Source organism: Kitasatospora sp. NPDC048407 (genome assembly GCF_043200475.1).
Taxonomy (GTDB): domain Bacteria; phylum Actinomycetota; class Actinomycetes; order Streptomycetales; family Streptomycetaceae; genus Kitasatospora.
The window spans coordinates 1-15,783 of record NZ_JBICXW010000034.1 but is presented as its reverse complement, the minus strand read 5'-3'; the positions used below and the strand labels follow the sequence as shown (position 1 = coordinate 15,783).

At 72.2% G+C, this 15,783-nt stretch carries 11 protein-coding genes; 2 read left to right on the top strand and 9 right to left on the bottom strand.

Going from position 1 to position 15,783, the window contains the following annotated elements; translation table 11 throughout:
• Positions 1–28 precede the first annotated feature (28 nt).
• The 6 genes from ACGFWJ_RS34430 to ACGFWJ_RS34405 all read right to left on the bottom strand — a co-directional run bounded on the left by ACGFWJ_RS34430 (position 29) and on the right by ACGFWJ_RS34405 (position 7,920).
• Entirely contained in the window at positions 29–1,684 is a 1,656-nt protein-coding gene (locus ACGFWJ_RS34430) for a CoA transferase (RefSeq protein WP_392956559.1), read from the bottom strand.
• A gap of 132 nt (positions 1,685–1,816) precedes the next feature.
• Complete coding sequence (locus tag ACGFWJ_RS34425; protein WP_392956557.1) at positions 1,817–2,527, bottom strand: class I SAM-dependent methyltransferase; 711 nt, start codon at positions 2,525–2,527, stop codon at positions 1,817–1,819.
• Positions 2,528–2,634: 107 nt separating this feature from the next.
• Positions 2,635–4,260: a protoporphyrinogen/coproporphyrinogen oxidase gene (locus tag ACGFWJ_RS34420; protein ID WP_392956555.1), complete on the bottom strand. Its 1,626-nt coding sequence runs from the start codon at positions 4,258–4,260 to the stop codon at positions 2,635–2,637.
• 390 nt (positions 4,261–4,650) lie between these two features.
• Positions 4,651–6,396, bottom strand: coding sequence for an AMP-binding protein (locus tag ACGFWJ_RS34415; protein ID WP_392956553.1), 1,746 nt, complete (start codon positions 6,394–6,396; stop codon positions 4,651–4,653).
• Positions 6,393–7,391 (bottom strand): UbiA family prenyltransferase, encoded by a 999-nt coding sequence (locus tag ACGFWJ_RS34410; RefSeq protein WP_392956551.1) that lies wholly within the window; start codon positions 7,389–7,391, stop codon positions 6,393–6,395. Before ACGFWJ_RS34410 ends, ACGFWJ_RS34415 begins: the two co-directional genes overlap by 4 nt.
• Positions 7,392–7,638: 247 nt before the next feature.
• Positions 7,639–7,920, bottom strand: a complete 282-nt coding sequence (locus ACGFWJ_RS34405; protein ID WP_392956549.1) for a hypothetical protein — start codon at positions 7,918–7,920, stop codon at positions 7,639–7,641.
• Between the two features lie 282 nt (positions 7,921–8,202).
• Here ACGFWJ_RS34405 and ACGFWJ_RS34400 point away from each other — a divergent pair, with 282 nt between their 5' ends.
• Positions 8,203–8,754 carry an NUDIX domain-containing protein gene (locus tag ACGFWJ_RS34400; RefSeq protein ID WP_392956547.1) on the top strand — a complete coding sequence of 184 codons (552 nt, stop codon included), beginning with the start codon at positions 8,203–8,205 and terminating at the stop codon, positions 8,752–8,754.
• 215 nt (positions 8,755–8,969) lie between these two features.
• On the opposite strand, the gene ACGFWJ_RS34395 is transcribed toward ACGFWJ_RS34400, so the two are convergent.
• On the bottom strand, positions 8,970–10,673 hold the full coding sequence (locus ACGFWJ_RS34395) for a phytoene desaturase family protein (RefSeq protein ID WP_392956545.1): 1,704 nt from the start codon (positions 10,671–10,673) through the stop codon (positions 8,970–8,972).
• A 285-nt stretch (positions 10,674–10,958) separates the two neighbouring features.
• Here ACGFWJ_RS34395 and ACGFWJ_RS34390 point away from each other — a divergent pair, with 285 nt between their 5' ends.
• Entirely contained in the window at positions 10,959–13,004 is a 2,046-nt protein-coding gene (locus ACGFWJ_RS34390) for an acetoacetate--CoA ligase (RefSeq protein ID WP_392956543.1), read from the top strand.
• A 97-nt stretch (positions 13,005–13,101) separates the two neighbouring features.
• On the opposite strand, the gene ptsP is transcribed toward ACGFWJ_RS34390, so the two are convergent.
• The gene (ptsP, locus tag ACGFWJ_RS34385; RefSeq protein WP_392956541.1) at positions 13,102–14,772 is read right to left on the bottom strand and encodes a phosphoenolpyruvate--protein phosphotransferase; all 1,671 of its coding nucleotides are present in this window, start codon (positions 14,770–14,772) and stop codon (positions 13,102–13,104) included.
• 29 nt (positions 14,773–14,801) lie between these two features.
• Positions 14,802–15,251, bottom strand: coding sequence for a PTS glucose transporter subunit IIA (locus tag ACGFWJ_RS34380; protein WP_387648256.1), 450 nt, complete (start codon positions 15,249–15,251; stop codon positions 14,802–14,804).
• Between the last annotated feature and the right edge of the window lie 532 nt (positions 15,252–15,783).

Sequence of the window (15,783 nt, the reverse complement as noted above, 5' to 3'; positions counted from 1 at the left end):
GGGCGCCGCTCGCGCCACCGCCACCCGCTCACGTCCGGAACTCCCAGGGCGCGCGCACGATGGCGCACCCCGAACTGTCCAGCGCCTCGGCGAACCGCGGATCCCCGGCCAGCGCCGCCAGATCCGTGCACACCCCGCTCCTGCTCCTGCTCCTGCTCCCGCTTCCGCTCCTGCTCCCGCTCCTGCTCTCGCTCCTACTCTCGCTCTCGCTCCCGCTCTCGACCTCAACCCCACACCGACCGGGCGCACTTACCGCGCCGCACAACAGCCGCGCCGCCGACAACAGCGACGACTCCACCCGCTGCGCCCGCCCCGTCCGCGCCTGCGCCGCCAGCCCGGCGACGGCCGCCGTCGCGCAGACCAGTCCGCCCAGCACGTCGCAGACCGTCAGTAGCGTCGGTTGCGGCGGCAACCCGGGCGGGACCAGGAGCGCGGCGAGACCGGAGTGCGCCTGCACGGGGAAGTCGGTGTTCAACCCGGGCGCGCCCCCGGACGCCTGTGCGTAGACCAGGCCAGGCCGGACCGCGTCCAAGGTCTCGGCGTCCAGGCCCAGGCCGACCACCTTCGACGGTGCGAGACTGTGCAGCAGCACATCCGCACCCCGCACCAACTCCCTTACAGCAGACCGGCCTTCCGCCGACCGAAGGTCCGCCTCCAGCACCTCCTTGCCGCGGTTGAGCGCAGCGAATCGCGCCGACACCGGCTCCCCGTCGATCCCGGTCATCGGCGGCACGCCCCGCAACGGGTCCCCGCCGGGCGGCTCGACCCGCACCACCCGCGCACCCAGCAGGCTCAACACCCGTCCAGCCATGGGGCCTTGTACGCGCCGCGCCACCTCGACGACCGTCACGCCGTCCAGCGGGCCGCGCCCACCCGCCGGAGCAACGCACCGCGAGGCCCCTGCCGACCCCTCCCACAACTGCCACGGCACCCCACCTGCCGCCATCGGCCGCGCCTCCACCGGCGTCGCGGTGACGTCACACCGCTCCGCCGACGCGACCACCTCCGGGAACGTCAACCGACCAGCCGCAACGAAGAGTTCGTCCGGCAACGGACACGTCGCCGTCCCGTACCGCGCCTGGAACGGGAGCCACGAACGGCCCACCACCCGTCGCTCGACGCCGAGTTCGGTCCAGAACCGCAACCAGCCGTCGGCGGCCAGGGCTTCCAGCTCGAACCGGACACCGTCCGACGATCGGAACGGCGGACCACCCGCCCCCGCCGGCTCCGGGCACGGCTCCTCCGCCGTCGCCGCCGCCAGGTACTGCGACACGCCGAGCAGCGCGGCCTGCGCCACCGAGACCTCCACCTCCCGGTACGGCACGCCCAACTCCCGTGCCCGCAAGGCCGCGAGAGTGCCACCGGCGGCCAGCACCCCGGCCGCAACCGACGCGAAGTCCACCCCCAGCGGGCGCGGGCCACCGTACCTGCGCCCGTGGACGTGCATCACCCCGCACGCCGCCTGCACGTCCGCCTCGCTTCGCAACGGGAGCGCCACCGGCCCCGCCCACGTCAACCGGCAGGTCAAGGCCCCGCCGACCTCCAGCGTCCCGCCCGCCGCCGTCACCTTCGCCCCGGCCGCCCGTAGCAGGTCGGCTGCTACCCGAGAAGCGACCGACGGCAATGCGTCCTGCGCCTCTCTGACCAACGCCCCTTCATCGCACAGCACTTGCTTGACAGCCATCCGAACCTCCCAGATACGTCACGGGCCAGCCGCACCACCCCGCCCCGCCTCACCGAGAGGCCGCCACGTCACACCCGACCGAACCGCTCGCCCACCCCGACCGACGAGCGAGAACAGGCACCTCCACCACCGTCACGGCTTGCGGCCGTGCACCGCGTACACCACGTTCGAGCAGGCCCGGAACGCCGGATCGGCGAACAAGGCCCGTAGCTCGGCGAGTTCGTCGTCCGTCAGGCCCTCACGCAGCAGGGCCTCACGAAGATGCCAGGTGTTGTGCACCTGCATCTCCAACTGCGGCGTGCCGGGCGCGAGCGTGTCGAGGTACGGCGACGCCTCCACCCCGACGAACCCGGCGCGCACCATGGCGGCGGCGCACTTCCGCCCCCAGCCCTGATCCGAACCGCGCGCGCGGAAGGCCCGCAACTTAGCCTGCTGGTAACGCTCGTAGAGATCACGGGCCCGCTCGCCCGGGACGGTCAGCACCGGCGCGTACTCGGCATCGAACTCCAACAGGTGCAGCACACCGCCCGGCCGTAACGCCGCGAACAGGCGCGCCAACACGGCCTCCCGCTCCGGCAGATGGGACAACACCAGCCGCACATGCACCAGATCGAACGACGCTTCCGGCAACGCGTCCCGCACCACATCGTGTCGCCGCACCGCCAACGCACGCCGGTCGGCCATCGGAAGCGGCGCCACATCCGTGGCCAACACCGCGCCCTCGGGCCCGACTTGGTCCGCGAGCCAGACCGCGATACTCCCCGCCCCGGCCCCCACATCCAGACAACTCATCCCGGGCCGCACCCCGACCCGGCTCAGCGCCCCGATGCTGATTCGGTCCAACCACCCCGCCAGACACCGATGTTGACCACCAGCATGCGCACTGGCGTTGTCGAACAAATACGAACTCCCGCCACTCCCGAACGCCAACTCCCGCACCACCCCACCCATCAGGCCACCTCGGCCGTCTCAGCCGCCCCACCGGCCTGCCCACCCGGAGCATTCGCCGCAGCATCCGACCGCACCGCACCCGGCTCCACACCATCCGGTTCAGCCGCACGAGGCGCCGGCACCGCCACCGCCACCGCATCCTCGGGCGCCGCAACATCCGACCGCACCGCGTCCGTCTCCGCGACCTCCGCCTCCACGCCATCCGGCTCAGCAACGCGAGGCGCCGGCACCGCCACCGCCCCGCACGCCCCTACCCCGGACACCCCGGACGCCCCCACCACCCCGGACCGCTCCGCCGCGAAGGCAAGCACCCGCTCGGCCGCCAACTTGCCCGAACGGACGGCACCTTCACTGCTCGGCCGGAGCATCACCCAGTCACCGGCGTACTCCACCGCCCGGGCCGGCCGGGCCAGGAACGCGGCCCGTTCCCGCACCGCTGCCGGCGAACCCTGCGGCAGGCCCAGCCGGAAACGGTGCACCAGCGTGCGGACGGTGGCGTCCCGCAGGCCCGGCAGGAAGCGTTCGGCCTCCGTGCAAACCGTCTCCACCACCCGCTCGTCGGGCTCGTCCATCAACTCGGGGGAGATCCACGGCGACGCGAAGACACTCGCCAGCCCCTGCCCCTCGGGGGCCCGGCCCTCCGCCTTCAGATGATCCAGGATCACGCCGGTACACACCCGGCTCTCACTCTCCGGCACCGACATCGCATAACTGGGGGAGCGGGTCGGACTCGGCAGCGGACGGTCCAGCAGGCACGCCACCTTGAGCATCGGCGTGAACGTACTCGCCGCGAGGTACGGCCGCGCATCCTCCGCCGCTGTGCCGTGCAACTCCAGGGCCAGCGGCGCAGGCACCGCCAGCACCACCTGCCGGGCCACCACCTCCGCACCGTCGGCGAACTCCAGCCGCACGCCGGCCCCACCGGGCTGCTCCTGGACTGCCGTGACCCGCGAGCCCAGTTCCACCCGGAGGCGCTCCGCAAGCCGTCGGGCCAGGGTGTCCATGCCGTCCCGGTACGTCATCCAGCGGGCACCGGCCCCACCGACCGACATCAGCGTCGCCACCATCGGCGCCACCCCGGAACTCTCCGGCCGCCAGCCGAAACAGTGACTGGACAGCGGTTGCAGCATCGCCGCCAGCAACTCCTCCCGCCCGGCCGAACCGGCGCAGAACTCGCTGAGCGTCAGATCCCGGCTGGGCGCGGTCTCCGGCCGGTCCGGGTCGAAACCGCGCCAGGACGTGGCCAGCTCCATCGCGAACCGCACCCACGCCGCCCGGCCCCGCCAGGACAGTCCCGCACCCGTCAACAGGCCTTTCGGGCGGCCCAGATGAGCATGCGCCCGACCGCCCCGCCACAGCGCGAAGCCCGGCTCGATCACCGGCACCTCCGACTCCGGGATGCCGACCGCGCGAATCAATTCCCAGGTCGCCTCGTACCCGGCCCCCGCGATGGTCTCCGCGCCCTCGTCCAGCAACCACCCGTCCACCCTGGTGGACGCCATCCGCCCACCCACCCGCTCCGCACCCTCGAAGACCCGCACCTCACGTCCGGCGGCCGCCAGGTGGTGAGCGGCAGACAGCCCCGCAATCCCCGCACCGACCACCGCAACATCGAGCTCGTCCATGCCCAACTCCTCCATCCGTTCCCACATTCGCCAGCCGACCCGTTGCAACCCCGCCCGTGACCCAACCGGCCCTACCGCCGGACTCGAAGGCCGTTTAGTCCCTGCGTAGACAATCTCCGGCGCGTGATCGCTGCTGACCGAAAATGATCAGCACCCCCGGGCGAGTTGGTCTACGCGTAGACAATCTCCGACGTGCGTACGACCGCTGATCGAAAATGACCAGCGCCCCCGCGGCGAGTTGATCTATGCGTAGACAATCTCCAGCGCGTGACCACCCCGCCGAGCACCACGGCCCCAGAGCTACCCGACCCGGCGTCCACTCACCGGCCGCCGGCCCACCTCCATCGGCCACCCCCGCCGGCCCAGGCTCACCGCCCACTCGCCACCAACTCACGTCCACCGCCCGGTCCCGATCGGTGAGCTCCCCGCCAGCACCTGCTCACGCAACTCGTGCCGCCGCACCTTCCCGGTGGCCGTGCGCGGCACCGCGTCCCAGGGGACGATCAACGGCTCGGCCAGTGGCGGCAGATCACGCACCGCGTCCTCCCAGCGCTGCGGGTCGAGTTCGCCGGCCGCGGTGACCAGCACCGGCTGCGGGTGTCCGTCCGCCACCGACAGAAGCACGGCCTCCTCGACGTCCGGCAGGCGCTCGTGCAGCACGTCCTCGATCTCGACGCAGCTCAGCCCTGGAACCATGTCCACTTCCCGGTCCAGCACGAAGACCCGACCGTCGCGGGTGTGCACCCCGAGGTCGCCGGTGTTGAACCACGGCCCGTCGACCTTCTGCGCCCACCGTTCCGGCTCGCCGAGGTAGCCGAGGCACAGCGCCCCGGTGCGGGCGTACAGCATGCCCGTCTCGCCACGCCGCACCGCCCGCCCGGGCCGCTCGGGATCGGCCACCTTCACCCGCACCCACCCGGGCACCGGGCGTCCCAGGTCGCGCGTGGTCGGATGCCGCCCAGTGGGTGCGGAAAGCGTTTTCCGAGTCAGGAACCGGAAGCTCAACGGACCGGTCTCGCTCTGCCCCCACCCCTGCATCCACAACGGCCGCCTCCGCCGGCTCGCCCCCAGGAAGGCCCGCACTGTCGGCGGATGCATCGCGTCGAACGTCGAGATGAACAGCCGCACGTCCCGGAACGGATTCGCCGCCGCCGCCGCAGCCGCCGCAGCCGCTGCCGCCGCGGCAGGCCCAAGAGACCCAGCAGCCCCCTCGGCACCCACCCCCGCACCCGCCCTCTCCCCTCCGCCTGCCAGTTGCTGCCACCGCACATAGCTGGACGGCATCGCCTCCAGCACGGTCGGTGGGTGGCTGCGCAGCAGCGCGGCAGCGGTCGAAACGTCGGAGTCCGGCAGCAGCGCGACAGTTCGCGGCGCACGCCAGAACGCGCTGACGGTCCAGGTCAGAGCCCGCCCGTGGGCGAACGAGATGGCGCTGGCAACGGTGTCGTCGCCACGCACCGACAGCACCGGCCAGGGCCGCGCCTCGAACGCGGACAGCCGCCGGATCAGCGTCCGGGTGGAGTGCACCACCAGCTTGGGCACCCCGGTGGTGCCCGAGGTGTGAATGATCGCCAGCGGCTCGTCGTCCCCGCGCGTGTGTACCGCCGGAACCGCCCCGCCGCGCAGGTCGTCCGGCGTCAACGTGCCTTCCGCCGGCCCGTCCAGGCACACTGTCCGGACGGCCAGCCGGTCCAGGTCGTGCCCGGCCGCCCGGGCGCCGACGAGGACGTCCCGCTGGGTGACCAGTACGTCCGGGCGCAGCCGGTGCAGCAGCGCGACCAGCCCGTCCGGCGCGACCCGGTCGGAGAGCAGTGCCGGTACTGCACCGAGCCGCGCCGCCGCGCACGCCAGCAGCACGTAGTCCCAGTGGTTGCGCTTCACGATCGCCACCGACGACCCCGGACGTGCACCCGCCGCCGCCAGCCACGCCGCCGTCTCCTGCACCAGCCGGGCCAGCCCGGCGGTGTCCCAACAGGTGCCGCGGTCCGGCGCCAGGTCCAGCGGGCGCCCCAACCGGACGTCCACCGAAGGACGTTGCGACGCCAGCGTGTCGAAGAACGGGCCCAGGTCCAGCGGCAGCCGCCGCACCACGGACGCGAGGCCGCCGCGCCGGTTCGTCCGGCCCGGCGCCGTCACAGCCCGCCGCCGAACGCCGCCACCGCCAGGTCCACGCCCACCAGCAGCGCACAGCACAGCCGGTGCAGGTGGATGCCCAGCCGGCGCGCCACCAGAATGTCGCCCCGGACGAATCCGAGCACCCACTGCCGGGCCCGCAGAGCCATCACGGGAGCCGTCACCAGCGGGAACCACCACGGCGCGATCCCGGCGATCGCCGAACCCACCAGCAGCGCCGCCTCCAGCGCCGAACACCCGGCCACGAACGCGGCGTTGCCGCGCGGCGAGGCCAGTACCGCGACGGTCTTGCGGCCCACCGCCCGGTCGCCCGGAATGTCATTGGTGTTGGAGTACACGCCGAACAGCAGCGGCCCCAGGCCGAACACCAGCGCCTGCACCGCGACGAAGCCGTCGAACCGGCCGGTCAGCAGCCCGTACAGGGGCAGCACGAAGAGCCAGCCGAGTGCGGCGAGGAAGAACTCCTGGAAGCCGTTGTAGCTGATCCGCAGCCACCACGAATACTGGAAGCCGCACACCGCCAGCGCGACCACCCCGGCCACTGCCCACCCTGGCCGGGCCGGTGCCAGCGTGACCGCGGCAAGCCAGCACACCACGCACGCCGCGACCGTCGCCCAGCCGAACCGGATCGCCTGCGGCTCGGTCAACGTGCCTGCCACCAAAGGCTTTCGGGCCAGTCGACGGGCCGGCGCGTCCGGCCCGTAGTTCACCGCGTCGCTGCCGTCCCGGTACCCGGTCACGTCGTCGAAGGTGCACATCGCCGCACTCATCGCGACCTCGCCGCCGAGGAACAGCACCAGCACCGCCAGCGCACCGCCGACACTCGCCCCCGAGCCCGACCCGGTCGCCACCACCATCGCGCCCACCAGCGGGACGCTCAAGTAGTAGTCGTAGATGTCGAGTTTGGCCAGCCTGGCGTACGCCCGCCAGGAGGCCGGGGTCGCCTCGCGGGTGGAGACCGCCGCCTCCAATGCGGCTTGCTCTGGGGCGACGGACACAGCGACGTGCTCCACGGGACGCAGTCCTCTCAATGGCGGCCGCAACCCGGGTACGCCACTGCGCCGGGGGGCCTCAGGCAAGGAGCCGACCGCGCTGATGGTGCGCCAATTCGCCACGACGGGCGAGAAGTCGGCGATCACCATGATGACACAGAGCCACCGGTTGGATGTATTTCTGTGATAACCATAAAAAAGCGGGCGGACGCCCATTTCTTCGTCCGCCCACCCGAATTCCCGAACCGTCGGGTCAGGCGGAGAAGCTCCCCGCGCCACCCGGCACGTGCGTCCCGTACCCGGGCTGCACCGTCACCGACGGGCCGAGGCAGAGCGGGTTGCCGTACACCCGCACGGGAGCGTCCGTCTGGTTGCTCAACACGTGTGCAACAGTGGGAAGTTGCTGGCAGCCGGACGGGTTGCTGTAAACATCCAGCGGCTGCAGCTCGGTGGAGAACACCACGACCTGGCCGTTGGCCGACCGCGTTGCCGCAGGCGCGGGAGCCGCCAGGCCGAGCACCGATGCCGCAGCCACCAGGGAAACCAGAATTGCTCGCACAATCATCCTTAAGCACATTCAAAGCCCATGTCTGTCACGGGCTCACTCATCGCTATCGCGCACGCACTCCCGAATTCCAACGGCAAACTCCGTATTCACCCGCCTGGCCGGTCCTCAACGCCGTCCGGCCGCCCCGCGCGCACCCCCCGTGCGCTCCCAACGCATGACGTCCGCGGCCGCCCGCCCGGCGCCACCACCCCCGCCGCCGGCTTCCCGCTTCCCGCCCGGCCCGTCACCCGATCGAACTACCATCCATCCATGACGACCCAGCCGTCCGCCCGCCCCATCCTCTTCGGCCCCAACACGCACTGCCACTGGTGCGGAACGCCGTACCCGGCCGGCACCATGACCTGGCCGCGCAGTTGCCCCGGCTGCCACGAGATCAGCTACCGCAATCCGCTCCCGGTCACCGTCAGCCTTCTCCCGGTCCACCACCCCGACGGCGACACCCGGCTCACCGTCATCCGTCGCACCATCGAACCCGGCAACGGCCAACTCGCCCTCCCCGGCGGCTACGTCGACTACGGCGAGAGCTGGGAGCAGGCCGCAGCCCGCGAACTGCGCGAGGAGACCGGCATCCTGGCGGACCCCGCCGACGCCCGCCTGGTCTCCACCGACTCCGACACCCGCGGCGGTTTCCTCTGCCTGTTCGCCCTGTTCCCCGCCCGCAACCTCGCCGACCTCCCCCCGTCCGTCCCCACCGACGAGACCGAGGGCTGGCAACTGGCCACCGCCGACACCCCGTTGGCCTTCCCCTTCCACACCCGCGTCGCCCACTCCTGGTTCAGCGGCGAGTTCACCCGCCACTGACGTCGCGGCGACGGGGGAGCGGGCTGAGCGAGTGCCGGAAAGCGCTTACCGTGCACCGACCCCGGGATCGCCCAAACCAACGGGTAAGCGCTTTCCGGTTGCCTCACCCGGACTGCCGCCACCCACTCGGTAAGCGCTTTCCCCCGCCCCACCCCGCCGCCGGCACCACCCGCCCCGCCCCGCCGCCGCCGGCACCACCCACCCCCGCTGCGCCCCTACCTCCCCAGCACTGCCATCGCCGCGTTGTGCCCCGGAATCCCGCTGACCCCACCACCCCGCACCGCCCCGGCCCCGCACAACAGGACCCGCGCTTCGGCAGTCTCCACACCCCACCGGCCGGACTCCACCACCGGAACCCCAACACCGCCGCTCCCGACGCCGCCCTCCTCCCGGAACGGGAACGCCAGGTCCCGGTGGAAGATGTTGCCGCCCGGCAGCCGAAGATCGGCCTCCAGGTCCAACGGGCTGCGCACCTCCATACAAGGCCGACCGTCACCATCAACCGCCAGACACTCCGCGAGCGGCTCCGCCAGCACCCCGTCGAGCGCGGCCAGGACACCCGTCAGCGCGGCCTGCCGCACACCCTCCGGATCCCCGGACCCGGCGAACAGCCGCGCCGGCAACTGCAGACCGAACAAGGTGAGCGTGTGCCAACCGGCCGGCACCTCGGGGCCCAGGATCGAGCGATCCGCCAGCGAGTGGCAGTAGATCTCGGACGGCGCGGGGGAGGGGAGCCGACCCGCCGCAGCCGCCCGGTAAGCGCTCTCCAACTCCCGGTACGACTCCGCGATATGGAACGTGCCCCCGAACGCGTCCCGCACATCCACCGCCCCGTCCCGCAGCCGGGGAAGCCGACGAAGCAACATGTTGACTTTCAACTGCGCCCCCTCCGGCGCATCCTCACCACCCACCCCCTCATCACCACCCACCCCCTCATCACCACCCACCCCCTCATCACCACCCACCCCCTCATCACAAACCGCCCCAGCATCCGCCGCCCCCGCCCCGCCGCCCACACCCAGCAGCCGCGCCAACTCCACCGGCGCCGCGTTGCACAACACCCACCGCGCCCCGACCCGCCGCTCCACCCCGTCCGCGTCCAGGTACCCGACCTCGGCCGGCCGCCCTCGCCCGCCCGGATCCACCGCGACGACCTCGCACCCCGTCAGGAGCTCGGCCCCACCCGCCCTGGCCGCCTCCGCCAGCGCACCGGTCACCGCGCCCATGCCGCCCACCGGCACGTCCCAGTCACCTGTCCCGCCGCCGATCACGTGGTAGAGGAAGCACCGGTTCTGCCGCAGCGACGGATCGTGCGCATGCGTGAACATCCCGATCAGGCCGTCCGTCAGTACGACACCCCGCACCACGTCGTCCGCGAACCGCCGCTCTAGCGCCTCGCCCAACGGCCGCTCGAACAACTCCGCCCAGGCCACCGGATCGTCCACCAGCGCCCGCAGCTCCGCCCGCGACGGCAGCGGCTCCGTCAACGACGGGAACACCCGCCGCGCCACCCGCCCGGTCATCCCGTAGAACTCCCGCCAGGCCGCGAACTCGGCGTCCCCACCGGTCAGTTCACGGAACGACTCGGCCGTCCGCCGCTCGTCCGAGGCATCCACCAGCAGCCCGCCGGCCCGCCCGTCCCGCTCCCACGGTGTGTACGAGGAGATCCGCCGACGCCGCAGCTCCACCCGCACGCCCAGGTCCGCGAGGATCCGTCGCGGCAGCAGGCTCACCAGATACGAGTAGCGCGACAGCCGCGCGTCCACCCCGGGGAACGCCCGCTCCGAGACCGCCGCCCCGCCCACGTGCCCGAGCCGCTCCAGCACCAGCACCCGCAACCCGGCACGTCCCAAATACCCGGCCGCCACCAGCCCGTTGTGCCCGCCACCCACGATCACCACGTCATAAGCCGCTGTCATCCCGCCGTCCTACCACCCCCCACCACCGCCCACCACCCCCCGCGCACCCGCTGACCTCCGCGAAGCCGCACCCCACGCCGTCCACCACCCCCGCCCACACACCACGCACCACCCACAACATGACCACTCCAACCCCCTTCCCGGGCCGCCCCAACCCCCACACTGTCCACCACCAGGACGAACCCTGGACCCCCGGACGATCACGTGGCATGGTCAGCACCGTCAGCACCCACGGACGGCCTGCCACAAGCCCATCCGTCCCCACCACGGCCTGGAGACCACCACGTGAGCACCCCTCCGACCCCCCAGGACCAGCAGCACCCGCACCCCGAGCCGCTCTGGCGCCCGGACCCCGCCCGCGCCGCCGCCAGCCGCCTGGTCGCCTTCCAGCGCTGGGTCGCCGACCACCACGGAGCCCCGGCCGCCCCGCTCGCGCCGGTCACCACCGACACCGAGGCCGCCACCCGCTACGCGGACCTCCACCGCTGGTCCACCGAGGACCTCCCGCGCTTCTGGACCGCCGTCACCGAGTACTTCGACGTGCGCTTCCACACCCCGCCCACCGCAGTCCTCGCCGAGCCGGCCACTATGCCGGGCGCGAGCTGGTTCCCGGGCGCCACCCTCAACTACGCCGAGCACGCCCTGCGCGCCGCCGAGGACCCGGCCAACGCCGACCGCCCGGCGATCCTCCACCTCGACGAGCGCACGGCCGAGCCGGTCGCCACCAGCTGGTCCGAACTGCGCCGCCAGGTCGGCTCGTTGGCCGCCGCGCTGCGCGCCAACGGGGTCCGCCCGGGCGACCGGGTAAGCGCTTACCTGTCGAACATCCCGCAGGCCGCCGTCGCCCTCCTCGCCACCGCCGCCGTCGGCGCGACCTGGACCAGCTGCGCCCCCGACTTCGGCGCCCGCAGCGTCCTCGACCGCCTCCAGCAGATCGAGCCGACCGTCCTGTTCGCCGTCGACGGCTACCACTACGGCGGCAAGAACCACGACCGCACCGAGGTGGTCGCCGAACTCCGCCGCGAACTCCCCACCCTCCGCACGGTCATCCACGTCCCGCTGCTCGACACCCCCGCCCCCGAGGGCACCCTGCACTACGACGACCTGGTCGCCGACGCCACCGAGCCGGTCTTCGAGCTCGTCCCCTTCGACCACCCGCTCTGGGTGCTCTACTCCTCCGGCACCACCGGCCTCCCCAAGGCCATCGTGCAGAGCCAGGGCGGCATCCTCGTCGAGCACCTCAAGCAGGCGGCCCTCCACCTCGACCTCGGCGCGGACGACCGCTTCCTCTGGTACACCTCCACCGGCTGGATGATGTGGAACTTCCTCCTCGCCGGCCTGCTCACCGGAACCACGATCGTCACCTACGACGGCAGCCCGGGACACCCCGACACCGGCGCCCTCTGGTCGGTCGCCGCCCGCACCCGCGCCACCGTCCTCGGCACCTCCGCCGCCTACGTGATCGCCAGCCGCAAGGCCGAGCTGCACCCCGGCCGCGACCTCGACCTGTCCGCCGTCCGCTGCCTCGGCACCACCGGCTCCCCGCTCCCGCCCGACGGCTTCCAGTGGATCTACGACGAGGTCAAGCCGGACGTCTGGCTCGCCTCCGTCAGCGGCGGCACCGACGTCTGCTCCTGCTTCGTCGGCGGCGTCCCCACCCTCCCCGTGTACCTCGGCGAGATCCAGGCCCCCTGCCTCGGCGCCGCCGTCGAATCCTGGGACCCCAGCGGCCACCCGCTCACCGACGCGGTCGGCGAACTCGTCGTCACCAAGCCGCTCCCGTCCATGCCCACCGGCTTCTGGAACGACCCGGACGGCGTCCGCTACCACGACAGCTACTTCGACACCTACCCCGGCATCTGGCGACACGGCGACTGGATCACCGCCACCAGCCGCGGCACCGTCGTCATCCACGGCCGCTCCGACTCCACCCTCAACCGCCAGGGCGTCCGAATGGGCTCCGCCGACATCTACGAGGTCGTCGAACGCCTCCCCGAGATCGCCGAATCCCTGGTCATCGGCCTGGAGGAACCCGACGGCGGCTACTGGATGCCGCTGTTCGTGGTCCTCGCCCCCGGCGCCGTCCTGGACGACGACCTCACCGGCCGAATCCGTACCTCGCTGCGCACCGAACTCTCCCCGCGCCACGTCCCCGACGAGGTGATCACCGTCCAGGGCCTCCCGCACACCCTCACCGGCAAGCGCCTCGAAGTCCCCGTCAAGCGCCTGCTGTCCGGCACCCCCCTCACCAGGGCGGTCAACCCGGGCTCCGTCGACAACCTCGACCACCTGCGCTTCTTCGAGCAGCTCGCCACCACCCGCAAGCACTGACCGACCCCCGGCACCCCCCAGGCCCCCAAAGGCCCCGAGGGGTCGCCGCCAACCCCCACGGTGGCAGCGACCCCTCGGGAGTCGAAGGTCCGGACGCCTACGCCCCGGACAACACCTTCCGCGCCGCCGCCCTGGCCTCCGCCGCGGACTCCGCCGCCCGCGCCGCCTCCGCGGCCTGCTGACACTGCGCCAACGTCGCCTGCGCCAACGCCGACCGCACGTACGGGATCGCCGCCGCCCCCATCGACAGACTGGTCACCCCGAGGCCCGTCAGCACGCACGCCAGCAACGGATCCGACGCCGCCTCCCCGCACACCCCGCAGCTCTTCCCGGCCGCCTTCGCCGCCCCCGCGGCCGACGCGATCAGATCCAGCAGCGCCGGCTGCCACGGATCCTGCAGCCGCGCCAGCGAACCCACCTGCCGGTCAGCCGCGAACGTGTACTGCGCCAGGTCGTTCGTCCCCAAGGACAGGAACTCCACCTCACGCAGCAGCGACCCGGCCCGCAGAGCGGCCGACGGAATCTCCACCATCGCCCCGTACTTGGCGTCCAGCCCCGCCTCCCGACACGCCTCCGCGAACGCCCGCGCATCCTCGCGGTCCGCCACCATCGGGGCCATCACCTCGAGCCGCGCCGACACCCCCTCGGCCGCCCGCGCCAACGCCCGCAACTGCGACCGCAACACCTCCGGGTGCTCCAACAGCGACCGCAGCCCCCGCACCCCGAGCGCCGGATTCGGCTCGTCCACCGGCGTCAGGAACTCCAGCGGCTTGTCCGCCCCCGCATCCAGCACCCGCACCACCACCCGGCCGTCCGGGAACGCTTCCAACACCTGCCGGTACGCCCGCACCTGCTTGTCCTCGGTCGGCGCCTTCGCCGAGTCGTCCAGGAACAGGAACTCCGTCCGGAACAGCCCGACGCCCTCCGCCCCGTGCTCCAACGCCGCCGGCAGATCCGTCGGACCGCCCACGTTCGCCAGCAACGGCACCATGAACCCGTCCGACGTCCGCCCCGGCCCCGAGGACGCCGCCAGCGCCGCCTCCTGCTCCGCCGCCGCTCGGCGCAACTCCTCCTGCCGCTCCGCAGACGGCTCCACCAGCACCTCACCGGTCGTCCCGTCGACCGCGACCACCGCCCCCTCCACCACCTCCGTCGCCCGCGGCAGCGCCACCACCGCCGGCACCCCCATCGCCCGCGCCAGAATCGCGCTGTGCGAGGTCGGCCCACCCTCCTCGGTCACGAACCCCAGCACCAGCGACGGGTCCAGCAACGCCGTGTCCGCCGGCGCCAGGTCCCGCGCCAACAGGACATACGGCTCGTCACTGTCCGGCACCCCCGGCATCGGCACCCCCAACAGCCGCGCCACGATCCGGTTCCGCACGTCGTCCAGGTCCGCGACCCGCCCCGCCAGATACTCGCCCGCCGCGGCCAGCAGAGCCCGGTACGCCGCGAACGCGTCGTACACCCCCCGCTCCGCGCTGTTTCCCTCTGCGATCCGCCGATTCACGTCCGCCAGCAGCTCCGGGTCCTGCGCCATCAGCGCCTGCGCCTCCAGCACCGCCTGCGCCTCACCGCCGGCCAGATTCCCGCGCGCGATCAGATCCGCCGCCACCGCCTCCACCGCAGCCTGCGCCCGGGCCTGCTCACGCGGCGCCTCCGCAGCCGAGACCTGAGCCGACGGTGGCTCCAACACCGCCGTCCCCATGTGACGCACCGGCCCAATGGCAACCCCGTGACTCACGCCCACACCGCGCAGCGTCCGCTCCATGGCCCGAACCCCTTCGCCCGTCGTCGCTGTCAGTTCCAGACGAACAGCTCGCCGCCGGCCGTGACCTCACCGGACTCCGCAACCCCACTCAGCTGCTCCGCCGACGCCTCCAGCGCCACGATCGGCGAGATCGGCGACTTCCCCGCGGCCTCCACCGCCGCCGGATTCCACTTGATCACCGGCTGCCCCCGCTTCACCCTGTCCCCTTTATGTACGAGCAGCTCGAACCCCTCCCCATTGAGCTGCACGGTGTCGATCCCCAGATGCGTCAGCACCCCACGCCCGTTTTCGTCCATCACCACAAACGCGTGCGGGTGCATCGACACCACCTGCCCATCCACCGGCGACACCGCCTCGATCGGCTCCCGCACCGGATCGATCGCCGTCCCAGGCCCGACCATCGCTCCCGCGAACACCGGGTCGGGCACATTGGCAAGGCCGACGGCACGCCCGGCGAGCGGCGAGGTGACAGTGGTCATGCTGGAGCCTCCCAGGTACGGAGTACATCGCGTGCGGCCGCAGGGCAGCGGCCCGCTGATCGACTGGACCCAAATTACGCCAACTCGGACATTCCGTGACGTAACGCTCACGAGTCGCCCGAGTGAAGATCGATCCCAACGTCCACCCCGCCGCGCACGAACCGACCTCCGCGCACCCTCTCCTCCGAACCCGCCACCCTCAAGTGGTCTAGTCCTCTTGGCCGACGCGCCGCACTCTACGGCATCCCGCTATACCCCCCTCGGCCCTGCCCGTACGGGTCGAACGCCGCCGTCCGAGTGATCCATCCGGCATCGATTAGGTGCTCGGCCGCCAACCCGCTATCGTTGCTCAGGTCGCCGCGCAACGGCGGTAAACAGAGCAAGTCGAGAACGTAAACCCTCGGTCAACACCGAGAAAACGATCTGATAAGCTCGAGACACGAAAGAACGAAGCGCCCGGAGGGCCGGTCGGAAGGCCACCTGAAGGAAGTGTCCGTTCCTTGAGAACTCAACAGCGTGCCAAAAGTCAACG

Excerpts from the sequence above, each read along its gene's own strand:
- ACGFWJ_RS34395 (WP_392956545.1), bottom strand. The coding sequence starts at position 10,673 with ATGACAGCGGCTTATGACGTGGTGATCGTGGGTGGCGGGCACAACGGG.
- ACGFWJ_RS34380 (WP_387648256.1), bottom strand. The coding sequence starts at position 15,251 with ATGACCACTGTCACCTCGCCGCTCGCCGGGCGTGCCGTCGGCCTTGCC.
- ACGFWJ_RS34420 (WP_392956555.1), bottom strand. The coding sequence starts at position 4,260 with ATGGACGAGCTCGATGTTGCGGTGGTCGGTGCGGGGATTGCGGGGCTG.
- ptsP (WP_392956541.1), bottom strand. The coding sequence starts at position 14,772 with ATGGAGCGGACGCTGCGCGGTGTGGGCGTGAGTCACGGGGTTGCCATT.
- ACGFWJ_RS34400 (WP_392956547.1), top strand. The coding sequence starts at position 8,203 with ATGACGACCCAGCCGTCCGCCCGCCCCATCCTCTTCGGCCCCAACACG.
- ACGFWJ_RS34430 (WP_392956559.1), bottom strand. The coding sequence starts at position 1,684 with ATGGCTGTCAAGCAAGTGCTGTGCGATGAAGGGGCGTTGGTCAGAGAG.